Source organism: Streptomyces sp. NPDC051136, from assembly GCF_044455745.1.
Classification (GTDB): domain Bacteria; phylum Actinomycetota; class Actinomycetes; order Streptomycetales; family Streptomycetaceae; genus Streptomyces.
The window spans coordinates 172,793-193,112 of the sequence record NZ_JBITFE010000002.1; the positions used below are offsets into that span (position 1 = coordinate 172,793).

Consider the following 20,320-nt stretch of genomic DNA (forward strand, 5'->3'; position numbering starts at 1 on the left):
CCCTGCGGGGGCGCGCCTTCTCACGTGAGGAGTGCGGCGAGCCTGCGCCAGCCCTCCCTCGGGAGGCGGGTCATGTCGTCCTCCACCAGCTGGAGGGCGACATGGTCGGCACCGGCCTCGTGGAAGGCGTCGACGCGGGCGCGGATCGTGGACTCGTCGCCCCAGGCGAAGACCGCGTCGATGAGGCGGTCGCTGCCGCCACCGGCGACGTCGTCCTCGGTGAAGCCGAGGTTGAGGAAGTTCTTGGTGTAGTTCGGCAGCTTCAGGTACATCGCGAGGTAGGCGCGGGCCGTGGCGCGGGCGCGGGACGGGTCGGAGTCGAGGACGACCTTGAACTCCGGGGCCAGCAGCGCGCCGTCGCCGAGCCGCTCGCGGGCCTGCGCGGTGTGCTCGGGCGTGACCAGGTACGGGATGGCGCCCGCCGCCCGGTCCCGGGACAGGTCCAGCATCTTCGGGCCGAGCGCGGCCAGCACCCGGTGCCCCGACCGCATCCCGGCCCGGTCCAGCTCGTCGAGGTAGCCGACCATCGTCGAGTACGGGCGGCGGTATCCCTCCACACGCGGGCCGTGACTCACGCCGAGGCCGAGCACGAAACGGCCGGGGTGGGAGACCTCCAGCTCCGCGAAGCCCGCCGCCGCCTCGGACGCCTTGTGCTCCCAGATGCTCTGGATGCTGGTGCCGACCACGATCCGCGAGGTCGCCTCGATCAGCGGGGCGGCGTTCCCCGCCGCGCTGTTCCCGCCGAGCCATGCGGCGCCGTAACCGAGCTGCTCCAACTCGGCGGCGGACTCGGCGCGTTCGGTCGCACCCTCGGGGTCCTCGGAGCGCAGCTGGACGCTCCAGACGCCGTACCGTCCGACCGATTCCTTCAGGGAAGCCGTCGCCTCGTTCATCGGTTGAGATCCCTCCGGTGGGCACCGTGATCGTCATGCGTGTCTGCGTGCTGCCAACCACGGGTACCCACCGATGATTCCCCGGGCACACCTGTCGTCCGGGCGGCCCGGAGCCGGACGGGCTACTCGCCCAGGAACCGCTCCAGTGCCTCCACCACCAGCCGGTGGTCCTCCACCTGCGGCAGTCCGGAGACCGTCACCGCGCCGATGACGCCGACGCCGGCGACGGTGAGCGGGAAGGAGCCGCCGTGGGCCGCGTAGGTGTCGGGGTCGAGCCGCGAGGACTCCTCGAAGGTCGTGCCCTTGGCCCGGAAACGCGAACCGACCAGGTACGACGCCGAGCCGTACCGCTCCACCACGCGGCGCTTGCGGGCGATCCAGGCGTCGTTGTCCGGGGTCGAGCCGGGCAGGGCGGCGCGGAAGAGCTGCCGGCCGGCGCGGTGGATGTCGACGGCGACGGGCGCCTGACGCTCCCGGGCCAGCTCGACGAGCAGCGAGCCCAGCGCCCACGCGTCGTCGTCCGTGAACCGGCGCAGGACCAGACGGCGTTCCTGCTCCTCCAGCTCCGCCACGGTGGGCGGCGCGGGTGCGGATGCCCCGGCGCTCACAGGGTCACCACCACGGAGTCGCGGGCGGACCGGCGGGCCGCCTCCAGTACGTCCAGTGCGGCGGCCGCCTGCCGTGCGTCCACCGGGTTCGGACCGCCCTCGCGCAGTGCCTTCGCCACCGCCGCGTAGTACGCCGGGTAGTCACCCGCGACCGTCGGCCGCACCTGTCCGCCGCCGGTCAGCGGGGACTGGCCGGAGCCGACGCGGCCCCACAGCGACTCGTCCTCCTCGCCCCAGCCGGGGCCCGGGCGCTTGCCCTCGCGCAGCGCCGCCTCCTGCGGGTCGAGGCCGTGCTTGACGTACCCGGCCTGGGAGCCGAGCACCCGGAAACGGGGGCCGAGCTGGGCGGCGGTGGAGGAGACGTAGAGGTGGGAGCGGACGCCGTTCGCGTGCGTGAGCGCGAGGAACGTGTCGTCGTCCGCCTCGGCGCCCGCGCGCCGGACCACGGACTCGGCGTACACCTGCGTGACCGGGCCGAAGAGGACCAGGGCCTGGTCGACGACGTGGCTCCCGAGGTCGTACAGCAGGCCCCCGATCTCCGCCGGGTCGCCGGACTCGCGCCAGCCGCCCTTCGGCTTCGGCCGCCAGCGCTCGAACCGGGACTCGAAGCGCCACACGTCGCCTAGGGCGCCCTCGGCGAGCAGATCGCGCAGGGTGAGGAAGTCGTTGTCCCAGCGGCGGTTCTGGAAGACGGAGAGGAGCAGGCCGCGTTCCTCGGCGAGTGCCGCCAGCTCGCGGGCCTCGGCCGCCGTGCCCGCGACCGGCTTGTCCACCACGACCGGCAGACCGGCCTCCAGGGCGCGCGTCGCCAGCGGCACGTGCGTCTTGTTCGGGGAGGCGACGACGACCAGGTCCAGCTCACCGGCCCGGTCGAACAGCTCGTCGGGCGTGGCGACGGTCCGTACGTCGGGGAACTCGTCGCGGGCCTGCTGCTGCCGCTCCGGGTTCGAGGTGACGACCGTGTCCAGGGCCAGGCCCTCGGTGGCCGCGATCAGCGGGGCGTGGAAGACGGAACCCGCGAGGCCGTAGCCGACGAGGCCGACGCGCAGAGGGGGATTGCCGGGAGGAGTACCAGTCATGCGTCCTACTTTCGCAACGGTGTTGCCAAAGTGCAAGCGCCGGACACAATGGGGGTGTGAACAGGACGAACGACGAAGGCGCGGCGACCGGTGGCGGACCGGCGGCCGCTGGTCGTGAGGCGACCGGTGGCGGGGGCGCGACCGAGGGCGGCGCGGCGGCCGGTGGCGGCACGACGCCCGGTGGCGGCCAGGCGATCGGTGGTGCTGCGGGCGGCGTCAACCTGCTCGCCCTGCGCAGTCACAACACCGCCCTGGTGCTCGACCTGATGCGCACCGCCGGCGCCGAGGGCATCAGCCGGCTGGAACTGGCCGAGCGCACCGGGCTCACCCCGCAGGCGGTCAGCAAGATCACCGCTCGGCTCCGGGGCGAGGGCCTGGCCGCCGAGGCCGGACGCCGCGCGTCCACCGGCGGCAAGCCGCGCACGGTGCTGCGCCTGGTGCCCGGGGCGGGCCACGCCCTCGGCGTCCACCTGGACCGGGACGAGTTGCGGGCGGTGCTGGTCGACCTGGACGGCACCGTGGTGGCGGAGCGGCGCGCCCCGCTGGACCTCGGCGCGGGGGCGGACACCGTACTGGCGGAGGTGGCGCGGGCGGCGCGGGACCTCACGGCGGAGGGGCTGGGAGCGCCCGGCGCGGACGGCGGCCGGTGCCGTCCCGCCGCCGAGGGTGTGCGGCCGTCCGGCCCCGGCCTGGCGGCCGTGCCCACCCTCCTCGGTCTCGGCGTCGCCCTGCCCGGACCGCTCGACCACGTCCGGGGGGTGCTGCACCGCGTCACCGGCTTTCCGGAGTGGGACGGCTACCCGCTGCGGGACGCGCTGGCCCGGCGGCTGGGGGTGCCGGTCGTCGTCGACAAGGACACCAACGCGGCGGCGCTGGGTCTCGCCGTCGGCGGCGGGACCGTCGGGACGGGCGGGGGAGGCGGAACCGGCGGGCGAGGCGGGAGCGGCTCCTTCGCCTATCTGCACCTCGGTACGGGGCTCGGTGCCGGTCTCGTCTTCGGCGGCGGTGTGCACCGGGGTGTCCGGACGGGCGCCGGGGAGTTCGGGCACCAGGTCGTCCAGCTGGACGGGCCGCCCTGCACCTGCGGCGCCCGGGGCTGCATAGAGGCCCTGTGCCTCTCCGCCGTCGCCCGCGGGGACCTCGCGGAGGCGTCGCGGGTGCTCGGCACGGGCGCCGCGAACCTCGCCGGGCTGCTCGACATCGACCTGGTGCTGCTGGGCGGCCGTACCGTCGCCGCCGCGCCCGACGCCTTCGTCCACGGCGTCGGCGCGGTTCTCGACGCCCGCGCCCGGCGCGAGGGCGACCACGTCGGCGCCGTGCCGGTGCGGCTCGCGCCCGGCGGGACGCGAGCGGTCGCGGAGGGCGCCGCCCAACTGCTGCTCGCGCCGCTGTTCGGCCGGGGCGGCGCCTGAGGCGTCACGGCCGAGGCCGAGGCCGAGGCCGAGGCCGAGGCCGACACGGCCGACACGGCCGACACGGCCGACACGGCCGTCACGGCCGTCACGGCCGTCGCCCCGTCGCCCAACCTCCCCGCCGCCCCGACCGCCGGACCCGGAGGGCCGGCGTCGGCCGCGGCGGCCACCCGCCGGAGGGCCGCCGTGGCCACCCGCCGGAGGGCCGCCGTGGCCACCCGCCGAAGGGCCGTCGCGGCCACCCGGCGTCTCAGCGGCCCACCGCGCACGCGTCCTCGTTGAGCATGAACCGCGCCGGCGGCGAGGCGTCGCCGGTGTGTGCCGTCAGGTAGCCCAGCGTGACGCTCGCGCCCGGCGCGATCGTGGCGTTGTGCGGGGCGTTGACCGCCGAGACCGTGTTGCTCAGCTGGGTCAGCTCCGTGTTCCAGTCGGAGACGACGGTCTGCCCGAAGGGCAGCGTGAAGGCGAGCGTCCAGCCGCTGACCGGAGTGTCACCGGTGTTGGTGACGGTGAGGTCGACCGTCGCGCCGGTACCCCACGACGTCACCGTCCGGTCCACCCGGCAGGTCGGCTCCTCCCGGCTGAACGACATCCGGTGCAGGCCGCCCGGCAGATCGTTGACCACGTAGAACTCCCCGTCGACGGTCGCGCCGACCGACGTCACCTGGGTCGGCGTGCGGCCGATCTCGGCCTGCTCGTAGCCGCCCCGTCCGTCGGGGCGCAGCGCCCAGACGGTGGACGAGCAGTAGTCGGTGGCGATGTACACGCCGCCCACCAGATCCGCGTACTCCCGGCCCCGGTAGACGTGACCCCCGATGACCGAACAGCCGCCGGTGTACGGGGAGTAGGTGAAGACCGGCTCGGTGTACCGCGCGCCGGGCGGGCAGTCGCCGCCCTCGAACTTCTCCGGGCCCTCGTAGCAGGACCAGCCCAGGTTCAGCCCGCCCTGACCGGCGGGGAGATGGTCGATCTCCTCCCAGTGGCCCTGGCCGACGTCACCGATCCACAGCGATCCGTCGGCACGGTCGAAGGAGAAGCGCCACGGGTTGCGCAGGCCGTGCAGCCAGATCTCCGGACGGGCGCCGGCGGTGCCGACGAAGGGGTTGTCGCCGGGGACGCAGTACGCGAGAGGAGCGCAGGCCCTGCTGACGTCGATGCGCATGATCTTGCCGAGCAGGGTGTCCAGCCGCTGCCCGGAACGGAAGGGGTCCCCGGAGCCGCCGCCGTCGCCGATGCTCCAGTAGAGGTTGCCGTCGGGGCCGAAGGCGAGCTGGCCGCCGTTGTGGTTGCTGTACTCGGCGTGCGGCTGGGAGAGCAGGGGTTCGAGGCGGGACGCGTCGAGCCGGTAGCGGGCGAGGGTGACCGCGCCGTCCGGCAGGGCGGTGTACGCCAGGTACAGCTCCTGGCTCTCGGCGAAGTCGGGTGGGAGGGCGATCCCGAGCAGCCCGCGCTCGTTGCCCGACTCGTCCACGGCCGAGGTGATGTCGAGCAGTGGGGCCGACGCCAGGCCGGTGTCCGGGTGGTAGACGCGGACCCGGCCGGACTTCTCGGTGATGAGGAGCCGGTCCGTGCCGTCGTCCGGCGCGGCGAGGGCGGTAGGGCGTTTCAGCCCGGAGGCGACCTGGGTGGTGGTCGCGCTGAGCGAGGGCAGCGGCACGGGCGACGGTGCCGCCGCCGCGGCGGGCGAGGGGGTGAGGAGCGTCAGGAGCAGAGCCGGGACGGCCAAGGCGAGGCCGGCGACGAGGAGGGCCGGACGGCGCCTTCGGAAGAGGCGGTGAGCATGTATATGACAAGGCTGCATGGAAGTCCTTCGCGGTCGTGGGAGCGCTCCCGCCCCTCAGGCTGGGGTCCCGGCGCCCTACCGGCAACACGCGATCGAGCCACTTTCACACCGGCCGGCGCGAACGCGCCCCCGTCACGAACGCGCCCGCGACGCGACGCACCCCCATCGGTGACCGCCCCCGTCGTGGGCGGCCCACTCGGCGCAGACGGCCCTCGGTCGCCCCCCTCCCCCCCCGCACTCCCCGGCACTCCCCGGCACTCCCCGGCCCCCCTCGTCGCCGCCGTCTGCGACCATCCCTGCGTGGACTATCCGAACGACCAGGCCCCCGGCGCCCCCGTCCGCTCCGGGATCCCCGAGCACGGGCGCGTGCCGAAGTACTACGCCGTCAAGGCGCGGATCGACCGTCTCGTCGGCGAGTTGGGGGAGGGCAAGGCCATCCCCACGGAGCGGGACCTCTCCGAGCGGTACGAGGTCGCCCGCGAGACCGTGCGGCAGGCCCTGCGCGAACTCGTGCTGGAGGGCAAGCTGCGCCGGCAGGGGCGCGGCACGGTGGTCGCGGGGCCGAAGCTGGCGCAGCCGCTGTCCCTGGCCAGCTACACCGAGGGTGTCCGGCGCCAGGGGCGCACCCCCGGCCGTGCGCTCGTCACCCTCGACCGCTTCCCCTGCCCCGACGCGCTCGCCGCCGAGACCGGCCTCACGCGCGGCGAGCCCGTCTGGCACCTGGAGCGCGTGCTGCTCGCCGACGACGAGCGGGTCGGGCTGGAGAGCACCTACGTCGCCGTGGCCCGTCTCCCCGACCTGGACACCGCCTTCGATCCCGACTCGTCCTTCTACGCCCACCTCGCCGGGCAGGGCATCGCCTTCGGGGACGCCGACGAACGCATCGAGACCGTGCTCGCCACCCCGCGCGAGGCACTGCTCATCGGCACCCCGCCGGCCCTGCCGATGCTGCTCATCCACCGCGTCTCCCGGGACACCGAGGGCCGTCCGCTGGAGCGGGTGCGCACCCTCTACCGGGGCGACCGGTTCTCGTTCACGACGCATCTGAGGGGCTGAAAGGTCCCGGAAAGCGCCCTTTTCGCCCACTCCGCATCATCACGAAAAGATAACGGGTCTAGCCCAAACGTGATGACCAGTTCACGCTCTCGTTGTCAGCCGGATTCCTCCGGTTCCCCGATGCCAAGGAGCGTGGCGGTCGTGAAAGTGATAGTCGTCGGAGCCGGCGTGGTGGGCACCATGCACGCCTGGCACGCAGTGAACCGCGGCCACGAGGTCGTGCAGATCGAACGGGAGGCCGAGGCCCGCGGCGCCTCCCTGCGCAATTTCGGCCAGATCTGGGTCAGTGGCCGCGCCGGCGGGGAGGAGCTGGAGACCGCGCTGCGGGCCCGGGAGCTGTGGGAGGAGCTCGGCGGCCGGATCCCGGCGCTGGGCTTCCGCCCGAACGGCTCGCTGACCCCGCTCCGCGGCGACCTGGAGCGGGCCGTCGCCGAGGCGGCCGTCGCCGGCCCGGACGCCGCCGCCCGCGGCCACAAGCTCCTCACTCCCGGTGAGGCCCGGGCCCTGAACCCGGCGCTGCGGGGCGAGTTCGACGCCGCGCTGCACTGCGAGCGGGACGCCGCCGTCGAACCGCGCACCGCCCAGCTCGCGTTGCGCGCCGAGCTGCTGAAGTCCCCGCGCTACACCTTCCTGCCCGGCCGCGAGGTCCGCGACGTCGTCGGCGAACACGCCGTCCGCGACGACCACGGCGACACCCACTCCGGCGACGTCGTCGTCCTGTGCACCGGCGCCTGGCTCGGCGGCCTCGTCCGCGAGCTGGCCGGAGGGGACCTGCCGGTGCGCCGGGTCCGCCTCCAGATGATGCAGACCGACCCCCTCGGCGAACCGCTGACCACCTCGGTCGCCGACGCCGACAGCTTCCGCTACTACCCGGCGTACGCCTCACCCGCCCTGGACGAGCTGAACACCCGGCAGCCGCAGCCCGCCACGGCCGCGGACCACGCCATGCAGCTGCTGATGGTCCAGCGCGCCGACGGCGGCCTGACCATCGGCGACACCCACGAGTACGAGCACCCCTTCGCCTTCGACACCGTCGAGGACCCCTACGAGCACCTCACCGGCGTCGTCGAGTCCCTCCTCGGCCGCCCGCTGCCGAGGATCCGGCGCCGCTGGGCCGGGGTGTACGCGCAGTGCACCGACAGGAGCCGGGTCGTGCACCGGCAGCGGGTGCGCGACGGGGTCTGGCTGGTCACCGGGCCCGGCGGGCGCGGCATGACCTGCTCACCCGCGATAGCCGAGACCACCGCGAACGAACTGGACTGGTGAACCCCCTGATGACCACGACACCCCCCGGCATCCGCCTCGTCGTCCTCGACATGGCCGGCACCACCGTCGCCGACGGCGGCCTCGTCGAGCGCGCCTTCGACACCGCCGCCCGCGAGCTGGGCGTCGAGCCGGGCACCGACGACCACGCCGAGAAGCTGGACTACGTCCGCGCCACGATGGGCGAGTCCAAGATCTCCGTCTTCCGGCACCTGTTCGGCACGGAGGACCGCGCCCGGCTGGCCAACGCCGCCTTCGAGAAGGCGTACGGCGAACTCGTCGACGGCGGCCTGATCGCCCCGGTCCCCGGCGCCCGCGAGGCCGTCGAGGAGCTGACGGCCGACGGCCGCACCGTCGTCCTCACCACCGGCTTCGCCCGGGTCACCCAGGACGCCGTCCTCGGTGCGCTCGGCTGGCGCGACCTGGTGCCGCTCACCCTGTGCCCCGCCGACGCGGGCGGGCGCGGACGGCCGTACCCCGACATGGTGCTGGAGGCGTTCCTGCGCACCAAGGCCGCGGCCGACGTCCGCGAGGTCGCCGTCGTCGGCGACACCTCGTACGACGTGCTCAGCGGCGTGCGGGCGGGCGCCGGCCTGGTCGCCGGGGTGCGCACCGGCGCCCACGGCGACGACGCCTTCCGCGAGGCGGGCGCCGGTCACGTGCTGGACTCCGTCGCCGGCCTGCCCGCCCTCCTCCGGGGAGCAACCGGGCGATGAGCACCACAAGCAGCGGCATCCGCTTCGACTCGGTCACCGTCGCCTACGACGGCAACGTCGTGCTGGACGCCCTCGACCTCACCGTCGGACCGGGCGAGGTCATGGCGCTGCTCGGGCCGTCCGGATCCGGCAAGACCACCGCGCTGCGGGCGGTCGCCGGGTTCGTACGGCCCGCCTCGGGGCGGGTCTTCCTCGGCGACCGGGACGTCACCGCTCTGCCCCCGCACCGGCGCGGCATCGGCATGGTCGTCCAGCAGTACGCCCTGTTCCCGCACATGCGGGTCGAGGACAACGTCGCCTTCGGCCTCAAGGCACGCAAGGTCGCCAAGGGGGAGATCCGCACCCGCGTCGCCGAGGCGCTGGAGATGACCGGCATGGGCGCCTTCGCCCGCCGCCACCCGCGGGAGCTGTCCGGCGGCCAGCAGCAGCGCGTCGCCATCGCCCGCGCCCTCGCCGTCCGCCCGGACGTCCTCCTGCTCGACGAGCCGTTGTCCGCGCTCGACGCCCGGCTGCGCTCCGGCATGCTCGCCGAACTGGCCCGCCTGCACCGCGAGCTGCCCGGCGTGTCGATCCTCTACGTCACCCACGACCAGATCGAGGCGCTCACCCTCGCCGACCGGATCGCCGTCATGGACAAGGCCCGCCTCCAGGCCGTCGGCACCCCGCGCGAGCTGTACCGGGCGCCGGCCGACGAGTTCACCGCGTCCTTCGTCGGCAACGCGAACCTGCTGCCGGTGACGGTGGGCGCCGGCGGGGTCTCCTTCGCCGACGCCCGGATCGAGGTGCGGACGGAGGGCGTCGCCGCGGGAGCCCGGGCCACCCTGTGCGTACGCCCGCACCTCGTCGGACTCGGCGACGGCCCCAACCGGATCACCGGCACCGTCGTCGAGATCCAGTGGCGCGGCGCCAGCCACCGCCTCCACGTCGACGTCGGCGGTCACCGCGTCATGGCCGACCTGCGCGAGCTGAAGGCCCCGCCGGTGCACGGGGAGCCGGTGAGCCTGCACTTCGCCCCCGAGGACGCGGTGCTGCTGCCCGCGGGGGTGGACCGTGACTGAGACCGCGCCGCACGGACCGGCCGTCCGCGGCCGGGCGCGCCCGCCCGGCGGCAGCCGGAAGTCCGGCTCGGCCCCGCGCCCCTACCGGGCGCTCGGGTGGGCACTCCCGCCCGTCGCGCTGCTCGCCCTCGTCTTCCTCTACCCCCTCGCCCTGGTCGTCCGGCAGTCCTTCCGGCCGGACACCGGCGGCACCTCGATCCAGCCGTACGCCGACGTCTTCGCCTCGCACGCCTTCCGCGAGGCGCTGTGGACCACGGTGTGGCTGGCGGCGGCCGCCACCGCCGGCTGCCTCGTGCTCGGGTTCGTCCTCGCGCTGATCATCGCCTTCGTGCCCTTCCCCGGGGCGAAGGCGGTGGCCCGCTTCATCGACGTCTTCCTGTCCTTCCCGTCCTTCCTGATCACGCTCGCCCTGCTGTTCGTCTACGGCACGGCCGGTATGGCCAACGGCGCGTGGACCGAGGTCACGGGGGCGGAGGAGGGGCCGTTCCGGTTCCTCACCACGCCCTGGGGCGTGCTCCTCGCGGAGATCACGTACTTCACACCGTTCGTGATGCGCCCGCTGCTAGCCGCCTTCTCGCAGCTGGACACCGGGCAGCTGGAGGCCGCCGGTTCACTGGGCGCCCGCGCCCCGCGCATCGTCCGGCGGATCATCCTGCCCGAGGCGCTGCCCGCCCTCGCGGCCGGCGGCAGCCTGGTCCTGGTCCTGTGCCTGAACGAGTTCGGCATCGTCCTGTTCACCGGCGCCAAGGGCGTCACGACCCTGCCGACCCTCGTCTACGGCAAGGCGATCCTGGAGTCCGACTACCCGGGCGCCTGTGCGGTCGCCGTCGTCAACGTCCTGATCTCCGTGGGCCTCTACGGCCTCTACCGGGTGGTGAGCCGCCGTGCTGGTGCATAGCCGCGGAGCGAGGTGGGCCGCGTGGGCGGTCTTCCTCGTCCTCTTCCTGCCGCTGTTCGCGCTGCCGCTCCTCGTGGTCCTCGGCGCCTCCTTCGCCACCAACTGGTCCGGCGTCCTGCCCTCCGGCCTCACCACCGCCCACTACGAGGCGGCCACCCGGGGCGACGCCCTCCAGGCCCTCACCACCAGCCTGGTCACCGCCGTCACGGCAAGCCTGCTCGCCCTCACCGCCGGCACCTGGGCCGCGCTCGCGGCGGCGGCGCTGGGCAAGCGGGCCCGCAAGGTGCTCGACGCCCTGTTCGTGCTGCCGGTCGCGGTGCCCTCGGTCGTCGTCGGCCTCGCCGTCCTGGTCGCCTTCTCCCAGCCGCCGATGCTCCTCAACGGCACCCGCTGGATCGTGATCATCGCCCACTCCGTCCTGGTCACGGCCTTCGCCCACCAGTCGGTGTCGGCCGCGATCAGCCGCCTCGACCCGGCCTTCGAGCAGGCAGCCGCGTCCCTCGGCGCCTCCCCGGCGTACGTCCTGTGGCGGGTGAAGCTGCCGCTGCTGCTGCCGTCCCTCACCGCCGCCGCCGGACTCTGCTTCGCCCTGTCCATGGGCGAGCTGAGCGCCACGATGATGCTCTACCCGCCGGACTGGACCCCGCTCCCGGTCCTGATCCACGCCGCCACCGACCGCGGCGCCCTGTTCACCGGCTCCGCGATCGCCGTCGTCCTCATGGCGGCGACCCTGCTGGTGCTGCTGGCCGTCTCGAGGATCCGCACCCGCGCCTCGTACCGCTGAGCCCCCCTCACCACTTCTCCTACGCAAGGAGTCCACCTCGCCATGCCCAGGAACGCCCGCAGGCCGCTCGCCGGCCTCACCGCCCTCGCCGCCCTCACCGTCCCGCTGACCGCCTGCTCCGGCACCTCCGCCGCCTCCGGCGAGAACGTCGTCACCGTCTACAGCGCCGACGGCCTCAAGGGCGAGAACGGCGACGGCTGGTACGACCGGGTCTTCGCCGACTTCGAGAAGGAGACCGGCATCAGGGTCGAGTACGTCGAAGGCGGCTCCGGCGAGATGGTGCAGCGCGCCACCCGGGAGAAGCGCAACCCCCAGGCCGACGTGCTCGTCACCCTCCCGCCCTTCATCCAGCAGGCCGAGACCAAGGGCCTGCTCCAGAAGTACGCCCCGAAGGGCGTCGACCGGGTCAGCGGCGCCGACAAGGCCGCGAACGGCACCTGGACCGCCGTCGTCAACAACTACTTCGGCTTCGTCCACAACACGAAGGAGCTGAAGCAGGCCCCCGCCACCTGGGAGGACCTGCTCGATGCGAAGTACAAGAACAAGCTCCAGTACTCCACCCCCGGCGTCGCCGGCGACGGCACCGCCGTCCTCATCAAGGCCGTGCACGACTTCGGCGGCGAGCAGCCCGCCATGGAGTACCTGAAGAAGCTCCAGGCCAACAACGTCGGCCCGTCCGCCTCCACCGGCAAACTCGCCCCCAAGGTCGACAAGGGCGAACTCCTCGTCGCCAACGGCGACGTGCAGATGAACCACGCCCAGTCCAAGTCCATGCCGAACCTCGGCATCTGGTTCCCGGCCCGCGAGGGCGGCAGGCCCACCACCTTCGCCCTGCCCTACGCAGCCGGCCTGGTCACCGGCGCCCCGCACACCGGGAACGGGAAGAAGCTCCTCGACTACATGCTGGGTCAGAAGGCACAGCGGCAGGTCAGCGAGATCGGCGGCGGCTTCGCGGCGCGCCAGGACGTCAAGGCCACCGACGCGGAGGCCATCGCCCTCAGCGGGCTGATGGACGGTGTGGAGGTCTTCGAGCCCGACTGGGACGACGTCGAGCAGAACTTGACCTTCTACATCGACGCCTGGAAGGAGGCGACGGGCAGCTGACCGCAGCCGGGAGGCCCGACATCACGAGCGACCGGGAGCTGAGACGGACGTTCCCTCAAGATCCGGCACTGTCTAGGCTGGAGCGCACGCAGGACCGCGCAGGCAGGAGACCCGCACATGGCAGACCGCAAGCCCATCGAGTCGTGGCTCACCGACATGGACGGGGTCCTCATCCACGAAGGCGTGCCGATCCCCGGCGCCGACGCGTTCATCAAGCGGCTGCGCGAATCCGGCAAGCCCTTCCTGGTCCTCACCAACAACTCGATCTACACCCCGCGCGACCTGCACGCCCGGCTGCGCCGCATGGGCCTGGAGGTGCCGATCGAGTCCATCTGGACCTCGGCCCTGGCCACCGCCGAGTTCCTGGACGACCAGCGGCCCGGCGGCTCGGCCTACGTCATCGGCGAGGCCGGTCTGACCACGGCCCTGCACGACATCGGGTACATCCTCACCGACCACGACCCCGACTACGTGGTCCTCGGCGAGACCCGCACGTACTCCTTCGAGGCCATGACGAAGGCGGTACGCCTGATCAACGCGGGCGCCCGCTTCATCTGCACCAACCCCGACGAGACCGGCCCCTCCACCGAGGGCCCGCTCCCGGCGACCGGCGCGGTGGCCGCGCTGATCACCAAGGCGACCGGCAAGCAGCCGTACTTCGCCGGCAAGCCCAACCCGCTGATGATGCGCACGGGGCTCAACGCGATCGGCGCCCACTCGGAGTCCAGCGCGATGATCGGCGACCGCATGGACACCGACGTACTGGCCGGCATGGAGGCGGGCATGCAGACCTTCCTGGTCCTCACCGGCCTCACCCGGCCCGAGCAGGTCGAGAACTTCCCGTACCGGCCGTCCCAGGTGGTCGACTCCATCGCCGACCTCGTCGAACGGGTCTGAAACCCGGACCTCCTCCGCGTGACCCGATCGGAGTAGGTGTGCCCCCGCGCAGGATGCGGTGCGGGGGCCGACGGGGGAGCCTCCAGGTAACTGGAGGTACACGATGGGCTCACTGAAAGTCACCCTCTGTGCGGGAGCCGCGCTGGCCACGGCGCTGTGCGCACCGGCGGCCCACGCCTACGCGGAGGACGGCGGCGGCGTCTCCGTGACCCCCGTCGCGCCCGCTCCCGGCACCGACGTGACGCTGCGCGTGCCCGACTGCACCGAGAAGTCGGCGGTCGCCGTGTCCGCGGCCTTCGAGTCGGACGTCCGGCTCGGCCTGGCCGCGGGCGACGGCGTCCTGGTCGGCGCCGCCCAGGTCCGCACCACCGTGCGGGCGGGTGTGTACGCCGTGCGGGTCGACTGCGGCGAGCACGCCCGCAGGGGCACCCTCACCGTCGGGGAGGGCCGGCGCCCCGGCGCCCGGCCGTCCGCCCCCGCCTCACCCGTCGCCCCGGTCGACGCGGGCGGCGGCGGCACCGCGCGGCTCGCCGCCGCCGACAGCGGGGAGCGGGCCCGTTCCCAGGCCCCCGGCACGGCGCAGACCGTGACCGGTCTGGTGCTCGCGGGCATAGCCGCCGTCGCCGTCGCGCTGCGCGGCGTGCGCAGCCGGAGCCGCGGGACGGGATGACCATGTCCGCACAGGACGAGCACGTGCGGGGCGACCGGCCGCCGCCGCCCACGGCCACCGCCACGGCCGTGGACGAGCCGCGCGCCGCCTTCCCCGGCGGGCGTCTGGTGACCGGCATCGCCTGGGTGGTGCTGCTGCTCGGGCTGTGGCTGTGGGGCCGCGAGGCCACCGACGTGCGCGAGGGCATATCCCGGCCGGCCACCGGCGACATGGCGGCGGCCGGCCGGCCCCCCGACGTCCCCCTGCCCCCCGCGCACGCGCCCCTCGACGACGCCGGGCCGCAACGCCTCGACGTCCCCGGCCTCGGCATCGAGGCCCCGGTCGTCGCGCGCGGCCTCGACGCGAACGGCGCGATCGAACCACCGCCCTTCGACCAGCCCGGCACCGTCGGCTGGTACGCGGCCGGCGTCACCCCCGGGGCGGCCGGGACCGCCCTGCTGGTCGGGCACGTCGACACCGAGACCCGGCCCGCCGTCTTCTACCAGCTCAGCACTCTGGAGCCCGGTCAGACGATCCGGGTGGCCCGCGACGACGGCGGGGTCGCCGAGTTCACCGTCGACGACGTCCAGGTCCTCACCCGCGACGGCTTCGACGCCCAGCAGGCCTACGGACCCCGCGCCACGGGCCGTTCCGAGCTCCGCCTGATCACCTGCGGCGGCACCTTCGACCACACCACCGACAGCTACACGGCCAACGTCGTCGTCTCCGCCTACCTGACCGGGACCGGCCACTAGCGACGCCCCCGCCCCGGTATCCGGGAACCGCGTGGGTACCGGCGGCGTATGTCAGGATTGAGCCTCGCAACAGTGCACCCAGGGGGGTTGGATGTACGGCAGCAAGCCGGCCGGAAGCGCGTCCAGGAGGCGGGCCGCGTCGGCGGCGGTGCTGGGAGCGGCGGCCCTGCTGCTCGCGGGCTGCTCCTCGTCCGGTGACGGTGACGAGGGCAAGGGGCCGGGCGCCGGGATCACGCAGCAGCCCAAGGAGGCCGACCCGTTCTGGGTCAACCCCGACGGCACCGCGGCCCGGCAGGTGACCGCCCTGACCGAGTCGGGCGAGAAGGACCGGGCCGACCAGATCCGCAAGATCGCCCAGCAGCCGACCGGCGAGTGGATCAGCCCGGAGAACCCCGAGGAGCAGGCCCGCGGCTTCACCGAGGCCGCCGACGAGGCCGGCCGCACCGCGCTGCTCGTCCTCTACAACATCCCGCACCGCGACTGCGGCCAGTACTCGGGCGGCGGCGCCGCCGACGGCGACGCCTACCGCGCCTTCGTCGACGACGTGGCCGAGGGCATCGGCGACCGGGCCGCCGTCGTGGTCCTGGAACCGGACGCGGTGCTCCACCTCGTGGACGGCTGCACCCCGCAGGAGTTCCACGAGGAGCGCTACGACCTCCTCAAGGGCGCGATCGAGAAGCTCACCGCCCTGAAGAACACCTGGGTGTACCTGGACGCGGGCAACGCCGGCTGGGGACACCCCGACCAGATCTTCGACCCCCTGAAGCGGGCCGGCGTCGACCGGGCCGACGGTTTCGCGGTGAACGTCTCGAACTTCTACGGCACCGAGGAATCCGTCGCCTACGGCAAGCAGCTCTCCGCCAAGGTGGGCGGCAAGCACTTCGTCATCGACACCAGCCGCAACGGCAACGGCCCCTACACGGAGGGCGCCCCGGACGAGCGCTGGTGCAACCCTCCGGGCCGGGCCCTCGGCGAGACCCCGACGACGAGGACCGCCGACCCCCTCGTGGACGCCTACCTGTGGGTCAAGCGCCCCGGGGAGTCCGACGGCGAGTGCAAGGGCGGCCCGAAGGCGGGGGACTGGTACCCCGAGTACGCCCTGGAACTGGCCGAGAGCACCGGATGACCCCGGGTCCCCGCGCCCCAAAGGGGCGCGGGGAACTGCGCGACCAGCCACGATGGACCCGCAGGTGAACGACGGCCGAGCCGCGCAGCGCTACGGAACCCGCACCCACTCCGCCTTGCTCGGCGTCCCCTCCCCGTCCGTCACGAACATCATGTACCACCCCGAAGGAACCACGTTCCTGTTGCTCGGCACCGTCACCGTCAGCTTGTCCCCGTCCGTCGTGAAGTCCAGTGCGACGGACCGCTGGTCCACGTCCGTGACGTGCGTCGACGCGCTCGGCCGGATCAGCCGCACCTTCTTGACCGCGGACGCCGTCCGCGAGGTGAACGTCCCGGACCCGCCGCGCTCGATGGTCTGCGGCCCGCCCGCCAGGTCGGGCCGCGAATCGCGGTACAGGTACGGCGGCGTGTAGATCTCGATGCGCTGCTCGAACGTGCCCGGCTTGGTGTTGGCCTTGTCGGCGTACAGCGAGTCCGAGCCGAAGAACATCAGCCGCCCGTCGGGCAGCAGGATCGAACCGGAGTGGTAGTTGCGGCCCACCAGCGGATCGGCGACCCGCTCGAACGCGTTCGTGTCCGGGTGGTAGAGCCGCGCCTGAAGGATGTCGGAGTCGCCGCGCCCCCGGTAGTCCTCCGAACCGCCGGAGACCAGCACGCTGTCGTCGGGCAGGACCGAGGCCTGCGGATAGCGCGTGCCCTTCTCCAGTGACGGCCCGTCCGTGAACGACGGGTCGTCCGCCTTGAGGTCCACGATCCGGGTCTTCTCGCTGGACAGCTTGGACTCGCCGACCCCGCCGCCGCCGATCACCATGTACTTCTCGTCCTGCGCCGGGGGCAGCAGCACCGTGTTCGCCGTCTCCAGCATGTTCTTGTCGCTCATGCCGGGGATCTTGGTGAACTTGTTGGTCTCCACGTCCCAGACGCCCGGGTCGCGGCCCACGTCGTCGGGGCCGTAACCGGCGTTCGCGCCCGAGTAGAAGACCTTGCCGTTCTGCATCAGGAACAGCGCCGGGTAGGTGGGGAACTGACGGACCTTGTCGGTGTAGGCCCATTTCTTGGTGGCCGGGTCGTAGACCTCGTTCTTGCCGGGCACCAGCTGGCCTATGTCGTCGAGGCCGGAGACGCTGAGGATCTTTCCGTCGCTCAGGGTGGTGAGCGTCGGGTACCAGCGGGCCTCGTGCATCGGGTCGACCTTGATGTACTTCTCGGCGACCGGGTCGAACTCGAAGGCGTCCCGGATGCCCTGGAAGTCCTTCTTGTCGAGGGCGAGCTTCTGCGCGATGCCGTACGTGTTGCGGGTGTCGGCGCCGGACAGGCCCTGGATGCGGTAGTTGTCCTCGGTGCCGGTCTCGTACTCGCTGCCGCTCTTCTGCGCCTCGACGTAGATCCGGCCGAGGCCCGGGTCGTTGCGCAGGAACTCGCCGGTCGTCTTGTCGAAGACCTTCTCGGCGCGCGGCACCAGGACCGGGTCCTTGGAGACGAAGGTCTTGCCGTTCTCCCTGCCGGTGAACCTGGTGCCGGCCGGGAGGGTGATCGGCTCGTCCGGGTTCTCGTTGTGGACGACCATCAGGCCGCCCGCCTTGGTGACGTCGCCCTTGAGCTTCTCGTACCGCTTGGTGCCGCCCGCGATCAGCAGGTTGCCGTTGGCGAGCTGCGTGTGTCCGGTGCAGAACAGGTCGGTGGGCGTCGGCACCTTCTTGACGGTGCCCTTGACGGGGTCCCAGATCCGGGTGTCGTACTGCTTGTCGTCGGAGTTGTCCTGGTTGTTGCCGGACCCGGCGACCATCAGCACCTTGCCGGTGCGCAGCAGCGCCGCGTGGATGGTGTTCTGCCGGTACTCCTCGGGGAAGTCGACGATCTCCCACTTGCCGTTGGCGGCCTTGTACTCCGGCTGATTGATCTTGTACTGGTGGTATTTCCCGGTTCCGAAGCGGTAGAGCCACGGCCCGTTCATCCCGGCCAGCGCGACTACCACCGCCGTACCTATCGCGAAGCGACGGGCGCGGCGGCGGCCGGCACGGTCTTTCATTCCTTACGTCCCCCAAGTCCACCAAGGGCGATCTGCATGGTCTGGTCGTCGCCCCCGTCGAGGGGGGCCGCCCGGTCGGGCGTCTGCCGCGGTGCGCGCGCCGCGTGCCGTCCGTGCGACTGCTGCGGCGGGATTCGCGGTGCGGACTCCGCCGCCGCGGCCGGCGGCTGCTTCTTCTTCGCCTTCCGCAGTTCGTGGCGCCAGGCGAACATCGGCGACGCGGTGATCAGCAGCGCGAAGGTCGCCCAGATGATCATCGCGGGGTGCGCGTGGCCGAGGACGAGGCCCGCGGCGATCGAACCGGCGAAGACCACGATGAAGTACCAGTGGTACCGGAAGGTGCCGAACAGGGTGTCCGGGCTGGCCGAGTCGCCCTTCGGGGTCACCACGAACTTGCTCTTGCGGCGCAGCGCGGAGTCGATGAGCGCCTTCGCGTACAGCGGCGCCGACAGTGCCGACATGATCATGCCGGCCACGCCGCCGGAGCCCTCGGGCTCGTGCGGGGAGACGTTGTGGCGGCGGTTCCAGACGTACAGGCCGATCTGCAGCGCGGAGGCGTTGCCGTAGAGCATCAGCCAGACCGCCGGGTCGATGTTGACGCCGGAGGCGCCCAGGCCCAGGAACAGGCAGCAGCTCAGCGCCGCCAGGATCCAGTTCAGGGCCGACATCGGATAGAAGATGATCATCATCGTGTAGTTGAAGAGCTTGCTCGGCGGGAGCGAGTACCAGCCCTTCCAGTACTGCTTGAGGATCGTCTCGTACGTCCCCCGCGACCAGCGCATCTGCTGGGTGAAGAAGTCCGTCCAGGCGTTCGGGCCCTCGCCCACCGCGAGCACGTCCGGGGTGTACACCGAGCGCCACTTGCGGCCCGTGACCGGGTTCCGGTGGCGGTGCATCTCGAACCCGGTCGCCATGTCCTCGGTGATCGAGTCGTACAGGCCGCCGATCTGCTTGAGCGCCCTGATGCGCACCGCGTTGGAGGTGCCCACGAACATCGGCCCGCCGTAGCGGTTGCCGGCGCGCTGGATCAGCGCGTGGAAGAGGAACTGCTGCGACTCGGCGGCCTTGGTGATCGGGTTGTCGTAGTTGCCGTAGACCTGCGGGCCGATGACGAAGCCGACGTCCGGGTCGCGGAAGAAGCCGAGCATCCGCTCCAGGTAGTTGGGCAGCGGCACGTGGTCGGTGTCGACGGAGGCGAAGAAGTCGTAGTCGTCGCCGTGCGCCTCCAGCCAGGCGTTGTAGTTGCCGTGCTTGGTCCTGGCGCGGTGCGGGCCCTTCTTGCGGTTCCACTTGGCGACGCCCTTGCGGGAGAAGTGGTGCACGCCCAGGCGCGCGCAGACCTCCTTCACCTCCGGGTCGTCGCCCTCGTCGAGGAGCCAGACGTGCATCAGGCCGCGGTGGCGGATCCTGACGGCCGCCTCCAGGGTCTTCGTCACCATCTCCAGCGGTTCCTTGCCGGGCACGAAGGAGGTGAGGAAGGCGACCCGGGTGCCGGTCTCGGGCACCACCGGCACCGGGTCGCGGGCGACCAGGGTGGCGTGCGCGTTCGACAGCACGTTCAGGCAGCGGAACAGCTCGATCAGGCCGATCGCGACGAGCATCACGATGTCGAGCGCGGGCAGCCAGGAGAAGGCGGGGTAGTCCCGCTCCGTCCAGTGCTCGGGCTGGAGCAGCCAGACCAGCAGCACCACCGACAGCAGCGGAGCGGCGGCCAGCATCAGGGCGACCCGGACGCGGTGCGGCTCCTGCGAGATCAGCGAGCGGTACCGCACCCGGTACGGCTGGTCCGGGTCGGGCTGGGTGAGGGGGCCCGCGAGGCGGCTGTAGTGCTCGTAGTCGTACTTCGGCAGCGTCTTCTTTATCCGGCGGAACGAAGCGGTGTTCCAGTTCCGGTGCCCGGGTATCCGGAGCTGCGTGGTCTGGGAAGGGTCGTGGTCCTGCCCGGCGCCCGTCGGCGTCATGAGTCATCCCCCCACACGCTGGTCATGCGTGTTTCGTTGTTTCCCTACGCCTGTTCCGGTCCCCCTCGTCGACCATCACGGACGTCGCAGTGGTGGGTCACGGTCACCACGGCATCCACACCCTATAGACATGGAATGGCGGCTACCGGTTGCATGGTGCCCCCTCGGCACCACCCGGGCACCCGGCTCCCGGCCGGACCAGGGTTCTACGGCGTTCGTCATGATCGCAAGGCGCTCGGGTGCCGCACAC

General features: G+C 72.6%; 18 protein-coding genes. 12 read left to right on the forward strand and 6 right to left on the reverse strand.

Annotation, left to right across the window (positions count from 1 at the left end; translation table 11 throughout):
* Positions 1–20: 20 nt before the first annotated feature.
* From ACIBCJ_RS06335 to ACIBCJ_RS06345, 3 genes are all read right to left on the reverse strand, one after another.
* Positions 21–893, reverse strand: a complete 873-nt coding sequence (locus ACIBCJ_RS06335) for an LLM class F420-dependent oxidoreductase (protein WP_365978998.1) — start codon at positions 891–893, stop codon at positions 21–23.
* Between the two features lie 122 nt (positions 894–1,015).
* A complete protein-coding gene (locus ACIBCJ_RS06340; protein WP_362094573.1) occupies positions 1,016–1,501 on the reverse strand; it encodes a heme-degrading domain-containing protein in 486 nt (161 codons plus the stop codon).
* On the reverse strand, positions 1,498–2,580 hold the full coding sequence (locus tag ACIBCJ_RS06345; protein WP_365978999.1) for a Gfo/Idh/MocA family oxidoreductase: 1,083 nt from the start codon (positions 2,578–2,580) through the stop codon (positions 1,498–1,500). The genes ACIBCJ_RS06340 and ACIBCJ_RS06345 overlap by 4 nt, the downstream gene beginning before the upstream one ends.
* A 56-nt stretch (positions 2,581–2,636) precedes the next feature.
* Between ACIBCJ_RS06345 and ACIBCJ_RS06350 the strand changes: the two genes are divergently transcribed.
* Positions 2,637–3,992: an ROK family protein gene (locus tag ACIBCJ_RS06350; protein WP_399281936.1), complete on the forward strand. Its 1,356-nt coding sequence runs from the start codon at positions 2,637–2,639 to the stop codon at positions 3,990–3,992.
* Between the two features lie 250 nt (positions 3,993–4,242).
* On the opposite strand, the gene ACIBCJ_RS06355 is transcribed toward ACIBCJ_RS06350, so the two are convergent.
* A complete protein-coding gene (locus tag ACIBCJ_RS06355; RefSeq protein ID WP_365979000.1) occupies positions 4,243–5,718 on the reverse strand; it encodes a PQQ-dependent sugar dehydrogenase in 1,476 nt (491 codons plus the stop codon).
* Positions 5,719–6,075: 357 nt separating this feature from the next.
* On the opposite strand from ACIBCJ_RS06355, the gene ACIBCJ_RS06360 reads away from it, so the two are divergent.
* The 11 genes from ACIBCJ_RS06360 to ACIBCJ_RS06410 all read left to right on the forward strand — a co-directional run bounded on the left by ACIBCJ_RS06360 (position 6,076) and on the right by ACIBCJ_RS06410 (position 16,081).
* Entirely contained in the window at positions 6,076–6,831 is a 756-nt protein-coding gene (locus ACIBCJ_RS06360; RefSeq protein WP_362094582.1) for a GntR family transcriptional regulator, read from the forward strand.
* Positions 6,832–6,972: 141 nt separating this feature from the next.
* Positions 6,973–8,097 carry a TIGR03364 family FAD-dependent oxidoreductase gene (locus ACIBCJ_RS06365; RefSeq protein WP_365979001.1) on the forward strand — a complete coding sequence of 375 codons (1,125 nt, stop codon included), beginning with the start codon at positions 6,973–6,975 and terminating at the stop codon, positions 8,095–8,097.
* A gap of 8 nt (positions 8,098–8,105) precedes the next feature.
* A complete protein-coding gene (locus tag ACIBCJ_RS06370; RefSeq protein ID WP_362508803.1) occupies positions 8,106–8,810 on the forward strand; it encodes an HAD family hydrolase in 705 nt (234 codons plus the stop codon).
* Positions 8,807–9,868, forward strand: coding sequence for an ABC transporter ATP-binding protein (locus tag ACIBCJ_RS06375; protein ID WP_365979002.1), 1,062 nt, complete (start codon positions 8,807–8,809; stop codon positions 9,866–9,868). The genes ACIBCJ_RS06370 and ACIBCJ_RS06375 overlap by 4 nt, the downstream gene beginning before the upstream one ends.
* Positions 9,861–10,766: a 2-aminoethylphosphonate ABC transporter permease subunit gene (locus ACIBCJ_RS06380; RefSeq protein ID WP_362508809.1), complete on the forward strand. Its 906-nt coding sequence runs from the start codon at positions 9,861–9,863 to the stop codon at positions 10,764–10,766. The genes ACIBCJ_RS06375 and ACIBCJ_RS06380 overlap by 8 nt, the downstream gene beginning before the upstream one ends.
* Positions 10,753–11,550: an ABC transporter permease subunit gene (locus tag ACIBCJ_RS06385; protein ID WP_365979003.1), complete on the forward strand. Its 798-nt coding sequence runs from the start codon at positions 10,753–10,755 to the stop codon at positions 11,548–11,550. Before ACIBCJ_RS06380 ends, ACIBCJ_RS06385 begins: the two co-directional genes overlap by 14 nt.
* Positions 11,551–11,592: 42 nt before the next feature.
* Entirely contained in the window at positions 11,593–12,654 is a 1,062-nt protein-coding gene (locus ACIBCJ_RS06390) for a 2-aminoethylphosphonate ABC transporter substrate-binding protein (RefSeq protein ID WP_365979004.1), read from the forward strand.
* Between the two features lie 117 nt (positions 12,655–12,771).
* A complete protein-coding gene (locus ACIBCJ_RS06395; RefSeq protein WP_133885528.1) occupies positions 12,772–13,551 on the forward strand; it encodes an HAD-IIA family hydrolase in 780 nt (259 codons plus the stop codon).
* A gap of 103 nt (positions 13,552–13,654) precedes the next feature.
* Positions 13,655–14,221 carry a hypothetical protein gene (locus tag ACIBCJ_RS06400; RefSeq protein WP_362094600.1) on the forward strand — a complete coding sequence of 189 codons (567 nt, stop codon included), beginning with the start codon at positions 13,655–13,657 and terminating at the stop codon, positions 14,219–14,221.
* Between the two features lie 2 nt (positions 14,222–14,223).
* Entirely contained in the window at positions 14,224–14,955 is a 732-nt protein-coding gene (locus ACIBCJ_RS06405) for a class F sortase (protein WP_365979005.1), read from the forward strand.
* Between the two features lie 91 nt (positions 14,956–15,046).
* Positions 15,047–16,081: a glycoside hydrolase family 6 protein gene (locus tag ACIBCJ_RS06410; protein WP_365979006.1), complete on the forward strand. Its 1,035-nt coding sequence runs from the start codon at positions 15,047–15,049 to the stop codon at positions 16,079–16,081.
* Positions 16,082–16,171: 90 nt separating this feature from the next.
* On the opposite strand, the gene ACIBCJ_RS06415 is transcribed toward ACIBCJ_RS06410, so the two are convergent.
* Both ACIBCJ_RS06415 and ACIBCJ_RS06420 read right to left on the reverse strand, forming a co-directional pair.
* Positions 16,172–18,109, reverse strand: a complete 1,938-nt coding sequence (locus ACIBCJ_RS06415) for a kelch motif-containing protein (RefSeq protein WP_365979007.1) — start codon at positions 18,107–18,109, stop codon at positions 16,172–16,174.
* Positions 18,106–20,070: a glycosyltransferase family 2 protein gene (locus ACIBCJ_RS06420; RefSeq protein ID WP_365979008.1), complete on the reverse strand. Its 1,965-nt coding sequence runs from the start codon at positions 20,068–20,070 to the stop codon at positions 18,106–18,108. Before ACIBCJ_RS06420 ends, ACIBCJ_RS06415 begins: the two co-directional genes overlap by 4 nt.
* Positions 20,071–20,320: the final 250 nt, after the last annotated feature.